Source organism: Roseateles sp. FW305-36 (genome assembly GCF_058787015.1).
Genome location: NZ_JBYSZK010000001.1, coordinates 356,710 through 369,508 on the forward strand (window position 1 = coordinate 356,710; position 12,799 = coordinate 369,508).

Consider the following 12,799-nt stretch of genomic DNA (forward strand, 5'->3'; position numbering starts at 1 on the left):
TCTACAATTGACATTCCTTTGCATGGCCGCTCCGGCCGGAGTCCTGGACGCATGAACGACATCCTGAACGCGCTGATCGACTGGGTAGGCTCCGGCCTGCTGGGCCTCAGCGTCTGGCAATTGGTGATCTACACGCTGATTGTGACCCACATCACCATCGCTTCTGTCACCATCTTCCTGCATCGCGCCCAGGCTCACCGGGCCCTGGATCTCGGCCCCATCCCGTCCCACTTCTTCCGCTTCTGGCTGTGGATGACGACGGGCATGGTGACCCGTGAGTGGGTCGCCATCCATCGCAAGCACCACGCCAAGTGCGAAACCGAGGAAGACCCCCACAGCCCGCAGACCCGCGGCCTGAAGAAGGTCATGGCCGAGGGCGCCGAGCTCTACCGCGCCGAGGCCAAGAACGCCGAGACCATTGCCAAGTACAGCCGCGGCACGCCGGACGACTGGATCGAGCGCAACGTCTACCTCAAGCACAGCGCGCTCGGCGTGTCTCTGATGCTGATCATCAACGTCGCGCTCTTCGGCGCGATCGGCGCCACGATCTGGGCCATCCAGATGGCCTGGATTCCGTTCTGGGCCGCCGGTGTCATCAACGGTATCGGCCACTATTGGGGCTACCGCAATTTCGAAGCGCCCGATGCGTCGACCAATCTGACGCCCTGGACGCTGATCGTGGGTGGCGAAGAGCTGCACAACAACCACCACACCTACCCGACGTCGGCCAAGTTCTCGGTCAAGCCGTATGAGTTCGACATCGGCTGGATGTACATCCGCGGCCTGGAGATGCTGGGTTGGGCCAAGGTCCGCAAGACGGCGCCCAAGCTGAGCCTGGGTGAGATCAAGCCGGCCGATGCCCGCACGCTGGAGGCGCTGATCGCCAACCGATACGAAGTCATGGCCAGCTATGCCCGTGACCTGAAGGCCGCCTGCGCCACCGAACTGGCCCGCATCAAGGCCGAGGGTGGCAAGCACAGCGCGCGCTTCGCCGAGTTCAAGCAGGCCCAGCGCTGGCTGCATCGCGACCAGGAGCGTATTCCGGCTGCCGTGCATGGCGACCTGGCCAATGCCCGCGCCGCCAGCCCGGTCATCGACAAGCTGGTGACCATGCGTGAAGAGCTGCGCCAGATGTGGACCCGCACCAATGTGTCGGCCGAGCAGCTGGTGGCTGATCTGCAGGCCTGGTGCCGCCGCGCCGAGGAAAGCGGCATCGCCGAACTGCAGGCCTTCTCGATGCGCCTGCGCGCCGTGCACGCCTGAGCGACGACCGTTTCGCCAAGTAAAGGGCGCCCCGCGGGGCGCCCTTTTTTCTTGGCTGGCCTAGACTTGGCGCACGCAGTCACTCGATTAGGAGGCTTGCCATGAAAACCCGCTGGATCGCTTTGGGCCTGCTGTCGCTGGCCGCCGCCGCACAGGCCGACGTGAAGGTGAATTTCGTCAACCCCGAGAAGTTCACCGACATCAAGGACAACAACGGCTTCAAGCAGATGGAGGTCCTCAAGGACATCGAGGCCTATCTGGTCGAGCAAACGGCGAAGCGCCTGCCGGGGCGCGACGTGCGCATCGACGTGACGGACGTCGACCTGGCCGGCGAGGTCGAGCCCTTTGGCCGGCGCATGCAATGGCTGCGCGTGATGCGTACCGTCACCCTCCCGGCCATGACCTTCCACTATGAGGTGCGCGACGGGGACAAGGTCGTCCAGCAGGGCGAAGCCCAGTTGCGCGACATGAACTACCAGGACGGCTTCAACAGCTATTCCAGCAGCGATCCGCTGCGCTATGAGAAGCGCATGCTCGACCGCTGGATGCAGCAGGAGTTCGGTACCAAGGTCGCCGCCACCCATTGAGGGGCAGGGGCCCCGTGTCCCCCAAAAGCAAAACCCGCCAGCGTTGCCGCTTGGCGGGTTTTGTTTAGCTGGGAGAGCAGGGCGGCTGGGCCGCCCGGCGCATCACTTCAGCTTGATTTCCTTGTACAGGACGTGCTTGCGCGCCTTGGGGTCGAACTTCATGAATTCGAGCTTTTCGGGCGTGGTCTTCTTGTTCTTGTTCGTGGTGTAGAAGTGGCCGGTGCCCGCAGTGGACTCCAGCTTGATCTTCTCGCGGCCGCCTTTGGATGCCATGGTCGTATTCCTTTAGTGAGTCAGTGAACGACGATCAGAGCTCGCCTTTGGCGCGCAGATCGGCGATGACTTGGTCGATGCCGACCTTGTCGATCAAACGCAGAGCGGCGTTCGTGATGCGCAGGCGCACCCAGCGGTTTTCCGATTCCACCCAGAAACGGCGGTATTGCAGGTTCGGCAGGAACCGACGCTTGGTTTTGTTGTTGGCGTGGGAAACGTTGTTCCCGACCATGGGCTTCTTGCCCGTGACTTGACAGACGCGTGCCATGACGCTTCTCCGGTTTGACTTCTCTGACCAGCTGCTCGGGGAGAGCAACCCTTTGACCGCAAATGCCTACTAAATCCTCGGCTGAAAGCGTTGGATGCGGTCTATCCAGCAGGCAAGCCCGCGAGTATAGCGGAAAACCCCTTGCCAGCCTAGGAGCTGGCAAAACGGCCGGGTCAGCTGTTCTCTTGTTCCAGGAAGCGCTGGGCGTCCAGCGCGGCCATGCAGCCCGTGCCGGCGCTGGTGATGGCCTGGCGGTAGACATGGTCCTGCACGTCGCCGGCGGCAAACACGCCGGGCACGCTGGTCATGGTGGCGAAGCCGTTCAGGCCGCTCTTGGTGATGATGTAGCCGTCCTTCATCTCCAGCTGGCCTTTGAAGATGTCGGTGTTGGGCTGGTGGCCGATGGCGATGAAGCAGCCGTGCACGGCGATCTCTGCCTTGCTGTCGTCCTTGACGTTGTGCGTGCGCACGCCGGTGACGCCGGAGGCGTCGCCCAGCACTTCGTCGAGCTGCTGGAAGAGATGCAGCTTGATCTTGCCAGCGGCGGCCTTCTCATGCAGCTTGTCGACCAGGATGGGCTCGGCGCGGAACTTGTCGCGGCGGTGGATCAGATGGACCGTGCTGGCGATATTGGACAGATAAAGGGCTTCCTCGACGGCCGTGTTGCCACCGCCGACGACGCAGACTTCCTGGCCGCGGTAAAAGAAACCGTCGCAGGTTGCACAACCACTGACCCCGCGGCCCATGAAGGCCTGCTCGGAGTCCAATCCCAGGTATTTGGCCGAGGCGCCGGTGGCGATGATCAGCGCGTCGCAGGTGTAGGTGCCGCTGTCGCCGGTCAAGGTGAAGGGGCGCTTGGAGAAGTCGACGGCGTTGATGTGGTCGAAGACGATCTGGGTCTGGAAGCGCTCGGCGTGCTGCTGGAAACGCTGCATCAGTTCGGGGCCCTGCACGCCCATCACGTCGGCCGGCCAGTTGTCGACCTCGGTCGTGGTCATGAGCTGACCCCCCTGGGCCATGCCGGTGATCAGCGTAGGCTTGAGATTAGCGCGCGCGGCATAGATGGCGGCGGTGTAGCCGGCGGGGCCCGAGCCCAGGATGAGCAGGCCGTGATGTTGGGTGGTTGCGGTCATGGCAGGGGAAATGAGGGCGTCGAACGGGCTTGCAAGCCGGCTTTGGGGTGAAAACCCCAAGACCAAGCATTGAGGCAAGCGCTGTCACGTGTGCAAAATGCACGCCATTTTAGGCAGGCGCATTTATTGCCGCCGGCCTGGTGCCCCAAACCTGGAGATTGCATATGGCGATGATTTCCAACCTGGACCTGATCCGCCGGGTTCCGTTGTTCTCGATGCTGACCACCGATCAGGCTCAGTCCATCGCCGACAGCGTCGTCAAGCGCCGCTTCAAGCGCGGTGAACTGATCGTCGAGCAGGGCACCAAGTCCAACGCTCTCTTCATCCTGCTGAACGGCCGCGCCCGCGTGCTGACGGCCGACCACCGCGGCCGCGAGGTCATCCTGGCCGTGCTGCAGTCCGGCGACTACGTCGGCGAGATGAGCCTGATCGACAACGAGCCGCACTCGGCCACCGTGCGTGCCGAGGTCCAGACCGACATGCTGGTGCTGGGCCGCCTGGAGTTCGCGCGCTGCCTGCCCGAGAGCAGCAGCCTGTCCTACGGCATCCTGCGCGGCCTGGTGGCGCGGCTGCGCAACGCCGACCGCCAGATCGAGTCGCTGGCCCTGCTGGACGTCTACGGCCGCGTCGCCCGCACCCTGCTGGACATGGCCGAGGACGAGAAGGGCATCAAGCTCATCCGCGGCAAGGTCTCGCGCCAGGACATGGCCAAGGTCGTCGGCGCTTCGCGCGAGATGGTCAGCCGGGTCATGAAGGACCTGGAAGAGCGCGGCGTCATCGAAACGCTTGAGAACGGTTCGGTGGTCATCAAGGAACGGTTGACCCACGATTGACGGCGACAATGCGGGGATGAGTTTTCCCCTCGGTTCCCTGCTCGGTGGCGACGAAGCCGCCGGCGAGTCTGCCGCCCCCGTCAAACCCACCCGTCGCCAGGCGCCCAAGCGCGAGCCGGCGCCGCCGTCGGCCGCGTCGCGGCTGCTGCGCACGCCGCTGTGGCTGGCCCTGACGGCCTTCGTCCTGGCCCTGCTCGTGCTGGCGATGGCCACGCATGACCTGGGCGATCCGGCCTTCAGCACCAGCGGCAAGCACGACCTCGTCGCCAACCGCGTCGGCAGCGTCGGCGCCTGGGCGTCGGACGGCATGCTGTTCATCTTCGGCTTCTCGGCCTGGTGGTTGCCTTTGCTGGCCTTGCGCGGCTGGTTGCGCAGCCTGGCCGGCCTGCTTCGCCATGATGTCGCCCCCGTGCCGCGCTGGAGCCAGCGCGCCCGTTGGTGGGCGGGTGTCGTGCTGCTGATCGGCGCGAGCTGCGCGCTGGAGTGGAGCCGCCTGTACGCCTTTGAACCTCGCCTGCCGGGCCAGCATTCTGGCGGGCTGGTGGGCTATGTGCTCGGTCCCCTGGGCATGAAGGGCCTGGGCTTTGCCGGCTCCGGCGTCGTCTGGATCGTGCTGATGCTGACGGGCATGTCCTGGGCCTTCCGCTTCTCCTGGGGCCACCTGGCTGAGCGCATCGGCGAGCGCATCGAGCAACTGCGCGAGCAACGCATCGAGAAGCGGGAAATCAAGGCCGACCAGAAGGCCGGCGAGCTGGCGGTCAAGGAGCGCGAGCAGGAGGTCGAGGTCGAGCGCCAGATCGAGCGCCAGGTCGAAGCCGAGCATGCGCCGCTGGTCATCGAGGCGCCCGTCGTCGAGGTGCCGCAGTCCACGCGAGTCGCCAAGGAGCGCCAGCAGACGCTGTTCGTCGACGCCGGCGACGCCAAGCTGCCCCAGGTCGACCTGCTGGATGCCGCGCCCGGCCGCCAGGAGACGGTGACGCCCGAATCGCTGGAGATGACCAGCCGCCTCATCGAGAAGAAGCTGCGCGACTTCGGCGTCGAGGTGCATGTCGTCGCCGCCTCGCCCGGCCCCGTCATCACGCGCTACGAGATCGAGCCGGCCACCGGTGTGAAGGGCTCGCAGATCGTTGGCCTGGCCAAGGACCTGTCACGCTCGCTGAGTCTCGTGTCCATCCGCGTCGTCGAGACCATCCCGGGCAAGAACTACATGGCCCTGGAGCTGCCCAATGCGCGCCGCCAGACCATCCGCCTCTCGGAAATCCTGGGCTCCCAGGTCTACGCTGACGCTGCTTCCCAGCTGACCATGGGCTTGGGCAAGGACATCATCGGCCTGCCCGTCGTGGCCGACCTCGCCAAGATGCCGCACTGCCTGGTCGCCGGCACCACCGGCTCGGGCAAGTCGGTGGGCATCAACGCGATGATCCTCAGCCTGCTCTACAAGGCCGAGGCCCGCGATGTGCGCCTCATCCTCATCGACCCCAAGATGCTGGAAATGAGCGTCTACGAGGGCATCCCGCATCTGCTGGCGCCCGTCGTGACGGACATGAAGCAGGCCGGCAACGCGCTGAACTGGTGTGTCGGCGAGATGGAGCGGCGCTACAAGCTCATGTCCAAGATGGGCGTGCGCAACCTGGCCGGCTACAACAAGAAGATTGACGAGGCCAAGGCCAACGGCATCAGCATTCCGAATCCCTTCGCGCTGAACAACGACGATCCCGAGCCGCTGGAGCGCCTGCCCTTCATCGTCGTCGTCATCGACGAGCTGGCCGACCTGATGATGGTCGTCGGCAAGAAGATCGAGGAGCTGATCGCCCGCCTGGCGCAAAAGGCCCGCGCGGCCGGCATCCACCTGATCCTGGCCACGCAGCGGCCGTCGGTGGACGTCATCACCGGCCTCATCAAGGCCAACATCCCGACCCGGCTGTCCTTCCAGGTCAGCTCCAAGATCGACAGCCGCACCATCCTCGACCAGATGGGCGCCGAGGCGCTGCTGGGCATGGGTGACATGCTCTACATGCCCTCGGGCACCGGCCTGCCCATCCGCGTGCACGGCGCCTTTGTCAGCGACGACGAGGTGCACCGCGTTGTGGAGTACATCAAGTCCCAGGGTGAGCCCAACTACATCGAAGGCATCCTCGAAGGCGGCGTGCTCGACGGCATCGACGGCGAGGCGCCGGCGCCCGGCGAGGCCAGCGGAGAGCAAGACCCCATGTACGACCAGGCAGTCGCCATCGTCCTACAACATCGCAAGGCGTCCATCTCGCTGGTGCAGCGCCATCTGCGCATAGGCTACAACCGCGCCGCGCGGCTGCTGGAGCAGATGGAGAACTCCGGCCTCGTCGGCGCCCTGGCCGCCAATGGCAGCCGCGAGCTGATTGTTCCGAAGCGAGACGAATGAAGAAATTTCTGTTGTCCCTGACGCTGCTGGTCGCAGGCGTCGCCCATGCCGACGCCGTCGATGCGCTGCGCGCCTTCGCCAGCGAGGTGAAGAGCGGCAAGGCCAACTTCACGCAAACCGTTACCTCGCCGGATGGCAAGCGCAAGAAGGTGTCGTCAGGCAACTTCGAGTTCCAGCGTCCCAACCAGTTCCGCTTCGCCTACGCCAAGCCCTTCGAGCAGGTCATCGTGGCGGACGGCCACAAGGTCTGGATCTACGACGCCGACCTGAACCAGGCCAGCTCGCGCAAGCTGGCGGATGCGCTGGGTGCGACGCCGGCCGCCCTGCTGGCCGGCACCAACATCGAACGCGACTTCACGTTGAAGGCCCAGCCCGCCGAGGGCGGTGTGGACTGGGTGCAGGCGGTGCCGAAGCAGGCTGAATCGACCATCCAGTCCCTCAAGCTCGGCTTCAAGGGCAAGGAGCTGGCGGCGATGGAGATCGTCGACGGCTTCGGCCAGCGCTCGCGCTTGGACTTCAGCGCGGTGCAGGCCAATGTGGCCGTGGCGGCCGAGCGCTTCCAGTTCAAGCTGCCGGCGGGCGCGGACCTCATCGAGCAGTGAGCGGTTCGCTGTTCGACGACGACCCCATCCCCGACGCAACCCCTGCGCCGGCGGCACCGCTCGCCGGCATCCCGCTGGCCGAGAGGCTGCGGCCCAAGACCCTGGACGAGGTCATCGGCCAGCGCCATCTGCTCGGGCCCGGCATGCCGCTGCGTGTGGCCTTCGATGCCGGCCGCCTGCACAGCATGATCCTGTGGGGCCCGCCCGGTGTCGGCAAGACGACGCTGGCGCGGTTGATGGCGGGCGCCTTCGACGCGCAGTTCATCGCCATCTCGGCCGTGCTGGGCGGCGTGAAGGAGATCCGCGAGGCCGTCGAGCGCGCTCAGGTGGCGGCAGCGCAAGGGCGACGCACCGTTGTCTTCGTCGACGAGGTGCACCGCTTCAACAAGTCGCAGCAGGATGCCTTCCTGCCCCACGTCGAGGCCGGCCTCTTCACCTTCATCGGCGCGACGACCGAGAACCCGAGCTTCGAAGTCAACTCGGCCCTGCTGTCGCGCGCGACCGTGCAGGTGCTCAAGAGCCTGGATGCCGAGGAGCTGGGCCAGCTCATTGCCCGCGGTTCGGCAGAACTCGGCGTGCCCGAGCCCACGCCCGAGGCCGCGCAGCGCCTCATCGGCTATGCGGACGGCGATGCGCGCCGGCTGCTCAATGCCTTCGACACCGCGGCCTCGCTGGCCCAGGGTGCGCAGATCGACGAGCCGCTGCTGGAGCGTGCGCTGGGCGAGCAGCTGCGCCGCTACGACAAGGGCGGCGACCAGTTCTACGACGTCATCTCGGCCTTGCACAAGTCGGTGCGCGGCAGCAGCCCCGATGGCGCGCTCTACTGGTTCGCGCGCATGCTGGATGGCGGCGTGGATGCCCGCTACATCTCGCGCCGCCTGATCCGCATGGCCAGCGAAGACATCGGCCTGGCCGACCCGCGCGCGCTGCGCATCACGCTGGACGCGGCCGAGACCTACGAACGCCTGGGCACGCCCGAGGGCGAGCTGGCTCTGGCCGAGGCCGTGGTCTATCTCGCCATCGCGCCCAAGTCCAACGCCGTCTACAAGGCCTTCAACGAGGTCAAGGCCTTCATCAAGCAGGACCAGTCCCGCCCGGTGCCCGTGCATCTGCGCAATGCGCCGACGCGGCTGATGAAGGAACTGGGCTATGGCAAGGCCTACCGCTATGCCCACGACGAGCCCAATGCCTATGCGGCCGGCGAGCAGTACCTGCCGGACGGTCTCGAAGACCAGCGCTGGTACGAGCCCGTGCCGCGCGGTCTGGAGCTGCGCATTGCCGACAAGCTGGCCGAACTGCGCCGGCTGGACGATGAGGCTGCTGGCGAAGGCTAGCGCGGCACTCGCCGCGCTGTGCCTGGGCTTGGCGGCGCATGCCGCCGACGGCCCCACGCTGACCCGCGTGCGCGACACCGGCGTCATCGTCATCGGCTACCGGCCGGCGTCCCTGCCTTTCTCGTTTCTCGACGCCCAGTTGCGCCCCACCGGCTACACGGTGGAGTTGTGCGACCGCATCGTCGCGGCGGTGCGCACCAAGCTCCAGCTGCCCGACCTCGAAGTGCGTCGCGTCGAGGTCGCCTCGGCCACGCGCATGCCCCTGGTCATCAATGGCACGCTGGACCTGGAGTGCGGCATCACGACCAACACGGCCGAGCGCGCGCGCAGCCAGGCCTTCTCGCTGACCATCTTCATCGCCGAGACGCGGCTGATGACGCGGGCCGCCGATCGCGTGCAGGGCCTGTCCGACCTGGCCGGTCGTCCGGTCGCGTCGACCATCGGCACGACCAGCATCCAGCACCTGGCCAAGGTCAACGAGCAGCAGGCCCTGGGCATCCGCATCCTGGGTGGTCTGGACGACCCCGAGGGCTTCCAACTGCTGCGCAGCGGCCGCGCCGCCGCCTTCCTGATGGACGACGTGCTGCTGCGCGCCCTGCTGGCCCAGCAGGGGCCGGGCGCCGACGACTACCGGATCTCCGACCAGGCGCTGACGGTGGAGCCCTATGCCATCGGCCTGCGCAAGGGCGACCCGCAGTTCAAGGCGCTGGTGGATGAGGTGCTGGCCGGTCTCTACCGCAGCGGCGAGATCCACGCCATCTACCGCCGCTGGTTCGAGTCGCCGCTGCCCTCGCAGGGGCTGAACCTGAAGCTGCCGATGAGTGCGGCCTTCCGCCGCGTGATCGCGAATCCGACGGATTCGCCGGATCCCGAGAAATACCGCTGATCAGCGGAAGGCGTCCAGCTGGATGCCGTGCCGGTTCAGCTTGTCGTACAGCGTCTTGCGCGGCGTGCCCAGCAGTTCCATGGCGGCGGGCACCTTGCCCTGGACGCGGCGCAGGGCCTGCTCGATGAGGGCCTTTTCGATGACGTCCATCTGCTTGGCCAGCGGCAGGCTGGGCACGGCCTGCAGGGCGGCTTGTGGATCGAGGTCGTCCAGGGCCAGCACGAAGCGGTCGGCGGCGTTGCGGATCTCGCGCACATTGCCGGGCCAGTCATGGGCCATCAGCTCGCGTAGCTTCTCTGGCGTCAGCTCGGGCGCGGTGCGCTCGTAGCGGGTGCAGGCCTGGGCGACGAAATGCTCGAACAGCAGCGGGATGTCCTCGCGGCGCTCGCGCAGCGGCGGCAGTTGCAGCGTGGCGATGTTGAGGCGGTAGTAGAGGTCGCTGCGGAACTCGCCCTTGGCGGCCTGCTCCTTCAGATCGGACTTGCTGGCGGCGATGAAGCGCACATTGACCGGCAGCTCCTCGTTGGAGCCCAGGCGTTCGACGCGCCTTTCCTGCAGCACGCGCAGCAGCTTGATCTGCAGCGCAATGGGCATGGTCTCGATTTCGTCCAGCAGCAGGCTGCCGCCATTGGCATGCTCGATCTTGCCGATGCGGCGCTTGGCGGCACTCGTGAACGAACCTTGCTCATGGCCGAACAACTCGCTCTCGAACAGCGCCTCGGGCAGGCCGCCACAGTTGATGGCGACGAAATGGCGGTCGCGCCTCGCGCTCTGGTCGTGCAGGCAGCGGGCCACCAATTCCTTGCCCGTGCCGGTCTCGCCGACGATGAGCACATCGGCCGAAGTGCCGGCCAGGTTCAGCACCTGGCGCCGCAGCTGCTGCATGGCGGGCGACTGGCCGAGCAGGGCGGCCTCGATGCCGCTGGCGCGCTGCAGCTGGGTGCGCAGCTCGTCGGCCGAGTGGCGCAGGGTGCGCAGGTCCAGGGCCCGGCGGGCCACGTCCACCAGGCGCTCCGGGGCGAAGGGCTTCTCGATGAAGTCGTAGGCGCCGGCGCGCATGGACTGCACGGCCATGGTCACGTCGCCATGGGCCGTGATGAGGATGGTGGGAATGTTCGCGTCGGTGGCCTGCACATGGGCGAGCAGGGCGCGGCCATCCATGCCGGGCAGGCGCACGTCGGTGATGACGATGATGGGGGCGCCAGGCTGGATGTGGGGCAGGGCTTCCTCGGCGCTGCGGCAGGGCAGGACGGCGAAGCCTTCCAGCTCCAGCGTCTGCGTCAGGCTCACCCGCACCGGCAGGTCGTCCTCGACGAACACCACCTTGTAGCCCTCAAACATCTTGGCTCTCCCATGCTTCGACCCCGAGGTCGAACTCGAAACTCATGCCGTGCTCCAGACGCACCGCGCGCAGCGTGCCGCCGAACTCATGCACGATCTTGGCCGAAATGACCAGGCCCAGGCCCAGGCCTTCGCCGGCCGGCTTGGTGGTGAAAAAGGGCTCGAAGAGATGCAACAGCTGCTCTTCGCCAACGCCCGCGCCGCTGTCCTGCACCTGCACCAGCACGCGCCGCCCGCCATCCTGTGCGGTGGCCCGCACACGCAGGTGGCGTTCAGTCTCCTGCTGCATCGCGTCGATGGCGTTGCCGAAGAGATTGACCAGCACCTGCTCGAGCCGGTTGGCCTCGGCGCGCACGCGCAGGCCCGTGGGCACGTCGACGTCGGTCTGCAGGTCGATGGCGCGGCTGCGGTGCTCCAGCAGCAGCAGGGCGTTGCGCACGCAGTCCAGCAGCGACACGGCGCCCGTGACCTGCTCGTCGGCCTTGCGCGCAAAGCTCTTCAGCTGGCGGGTGATCTGGCCCATGCGCTCGACCATGTCGTCCATCAGCTTCAGATTTGTGGCGACGGCGTCCTGGCGGCCGCTCTCCAGCAGCCGGATCGAATTGCGCGCCAGGGCCCGCAGCGCCGTCAGCGGCTGGTTGACTTCGTGCGACAGCCCGGCCGACATCTGGCCCAGCACGGCGAGCTTGCTGGCCTGCAGCAGCTCGCCCTCGGTCTGCAGGCGCTGGGCGATCTGGGTCTTCAGCGCGTCATTGGTCTGGCGCAGTTCGGCGGTGCGGCTGTCCACCAGTTGCTCGAGCTGGCCATGGGCCAGCCTCAACTCGGTCTGGGCTTTGGTGATCTGGCGCAGCGCGCGCCGGCGCGAGGACAGATAGAGCACCAGCAGGCCGATGCTGGCGCCGAAGGCCGCGCCACCCCAGGCGGCGAGCTGGGCACGCTGCTTGACCTCCGTCAGGTCCGACAGGGCCACCAGGCGCAGGCCCAGCGGCACCAGCTGGCGCTGCTGGGCCAGCATGGGGCGTGCACCGGGCAAGGGCAGGGCGACCTGCTGGCCCTGGTGCACCTCCAGCGAGGCGGGCAGGTCGAGGTCGGCGCCGACGGCCTGCGGGTAGCGGGCGCTGGCCTGCAGGGCCTGGCGGCGCGAGGGGTCGGCGTGGCCGAGGACGGTGTACTTCCAGGCCGGCACCGAACTCATGATGACGACGTCCTGGTCATCGGCGACGAGGATGCGCTCGTTCTGCGAGCGCAGGCCAAGGTCGATCCAGGTGGCCTCCAGCGGCGCGAGGTTGAAGCGCACGACGATGACGCCGACCGCCTGACGGGCCTGGCGCAGCGGGTGCAGCAGATAGAAGTCGGTGCTGCCGGTGTTGGGGTCGGCGGCGAAGAAGTGGCTGCGGTCCTGGGCCAGGGACTCGGCCAGGCGCGCCGGCGGGGTCAACGTCTCGCTGGCGGACAAGACCCGGCCCTGGCTGTCGGCGATGAAGATCTGGTTGGTGCCGGCGCGCACGTTGACGCGGGCCAGCGTCTGGCTCGCGACGCGGCGGCGTTCGCTGTCCTCGGGTGCCTGCATCAGCGCCAGCAGCGTCGGGTCGATGGCCAGCAGGCTGGGCAGGGAGGCATGCCGGCCGAGTTCGGCAGCGAGGTTGCTGGCATAGAGCTCCAGCCTCTCGGTGCTGAGCGCCGACAGCTGGTCGCGGCCGCTGCGTTCACTCAAGCGGTGCGCGAGCACGAAGCCGAGCACCATCAGCAGGCCGGTCAGGAAGAGATGGAAGCCCGGTCGGCTCAGCAGCCGGAGCAGGCGCAGCGCGCGCGGACGGGGAGATTCAGACACAGGCATGGCAAAACGGCCGCCTAGTGTGCACACGCCGCAACGTGCTTGAC

The 12,799-nt window shown here is 67.0% G+C and carries 12 protein-coding genes; 7 read left to right on the plus strand and 5 right to left on the minus strand.

Annotation, left to right across the window (positions count from 1 at the left end; all coding sequences use genetic code 11):
• Positions 1–51: 51 nt before the first annotated feature.
• A complete protein-coding gene (locus AC3WOE_RS01675; RefSeq protein WP_492687766.1) occupies positions 52–1,263 on the plus strand; it encodes a DesA family fatty acid desaturase in 1,212 nt (403 codons plus the stop codon).
• A 101-nt stretch (positions 1,264–1,364) separates the two neighbouring features.
• Positions 1,365–1,850 carry a DUF3016 domain-containing protein gene (locus AC3WOE_RS01680; RefSeq protein WP_492687767.1) on the plus strand — a complete coding sequence of 162 codons (486 nt, stop codon included), beginning with the start codon at positions 1,365–1,367 and terminating at the stop codon, positions 1,848–1,850.
• 102 nt (positions 1,851–1,952) lie between these two features.
• On the opposite strand, the gene rpmG is transcribed toward AC3WOE_RS01680, so the two are convergent.
• The 3 genes from rpmG to trxB all read right to left on the minus strand — a co-directional run bounded on the left by rpmG (position 1,953) and on the right by trxB (position 3,524).
• Entirely contained in the window at positions 1,953–2,123 is a 171-nt protein-coding gene (gene rpmG / locus AC3WOE_RS01685) for a 50S ribosomal protein L33 (protein ID WP_025564431.1), read from the minus strand.
• Positions 2,124–2,157: 34 nt separating this feature from the next.
• Positions 2,158–2,391, minus strand: a complete 234-nt coding sequence (gene rpmB, locus AC3WOE_RS01690) for a 50S ribosomal protein L28 (RefSeq protein WP_056876784.1) — start codon at positions 2,389–2,391, stop codon at positions 2,158–2,160.
• A gap of 173 nt (positions 2,392–2,564) precedes the next feature.
• Complete coding sequence (gene trxB, locus AC3WOE_RS01695; RefSeq protein WP_492687768.1) at positions 2,565–3,524, minus strand: thioredoxin-disulfide reductase; 960 nt, start codon at positions 3,522–3,524, stop codon at positions 2,565–2,567.
• A gap of 164 nt (positions 3,525–3,688) precedes the next feature.
• Between trxB and AC3WOE_RS01700 the strand changes: the two genes are divergently transcribed.
• The 5 genes from AC3WOE_RS01700 to AC3WOE_RS01720 are packed head-to-tail and all read left to right on the plus strand — an operon-like array spanning position 3,689 to position 9,577.
• On the plus strand, positions 3,689–4,357 hold the full coding sequence (locus AC3WOE_RS01700) for a Crp/Fnr family transcriptional regulator (protein ID WP_025564077.1): 669 nt from the start codon (positions 3,689–3,691) through the stop codon (positions 4,355–4,357).
• A 16-nt stretch (positions 4,358–4,373) separates the two neighbouring features.
• On the plus strand, positions 4,374–6,755 hold the full coding sequence (locus AC3WOE_RS01705) for a DNA translocase FtsK (protein WP_492687769.1): 2,382 nt from the start codon (positions 4,374–4,376) through the stop codon (positions 6,753–6,755).
• Positions 6,752–7,357 (plus strand): outer membrane lipoprotein periplasmic chaperone LolA, encoded by a 606-nt coding sequence (gene lolA / locus AC3WOE_RS01710; RefSeq protein ID WP_492687770.1) that lies wholly within the window; start codon positions 6,752–6,754, stop codon positions 7,355–7,357. The genes AC3WOE_RS01705 and lolA overlap by 4 nt, the downstream gene beginning before the upstream one ends.
• Complete coding sequence (locus AC3WOE_RS01715; protein ID WP_492687771.1) at positions 7,354–8,691, plus strand: replication-associated recombination protein A; 1,338 nt, start codon at positions 7,354–7,356, stop codon at positions 8,689–8,691. Before lolA ends, AC3WOE_RS01715 begins: the two co-directional genes overlap by 4 nt.
• Complete coding sequence (locus AC3WOE_RS01720) at positions 8,669–9,577, plus strand: amino acid ABC transporter substrate-binding protein (protein ID WP_492687772.1); 909 nt, start codon at positions 8,669–8,671, stop codon at positions 9,575–9,577. Before AC3WOE_RS01715 ends, AC3WOE_RS01720 begins: the two co-directional genes overlap by 23 nt.
• On the opposite strand, the gene AC3WOE_RS01725 is transcribed toward AC3WOE_RS01720, so the two are convergent.
• Positions 9,578–10,918, minus strand: coding sequence for a sigma-54-dependent transcriptional regulator (locus AC3WOE_RS01725; RefSeq protein WP_492687773.1), 1,341 nt, complete (start codon positions 10,916–10,918; stop codon positions 9,578–9,580).
• A complete protein-coding gene (locus tag AC3WOE_RS01730) occupies positions 10,911–12,749 on the minus strand; it encodes a sensor histidine kinase (protein WP_492687774.1) in 1,839 nt (612 codons plus the stop codon). Before AC3WOE_RS01730 ends, AC3WOE_RS01725 begins: the two co-directional genes overlap by 8 nt.
• Between the last annotated feature and the right edge of the window lie 50 nt (positions 12,750–12,799).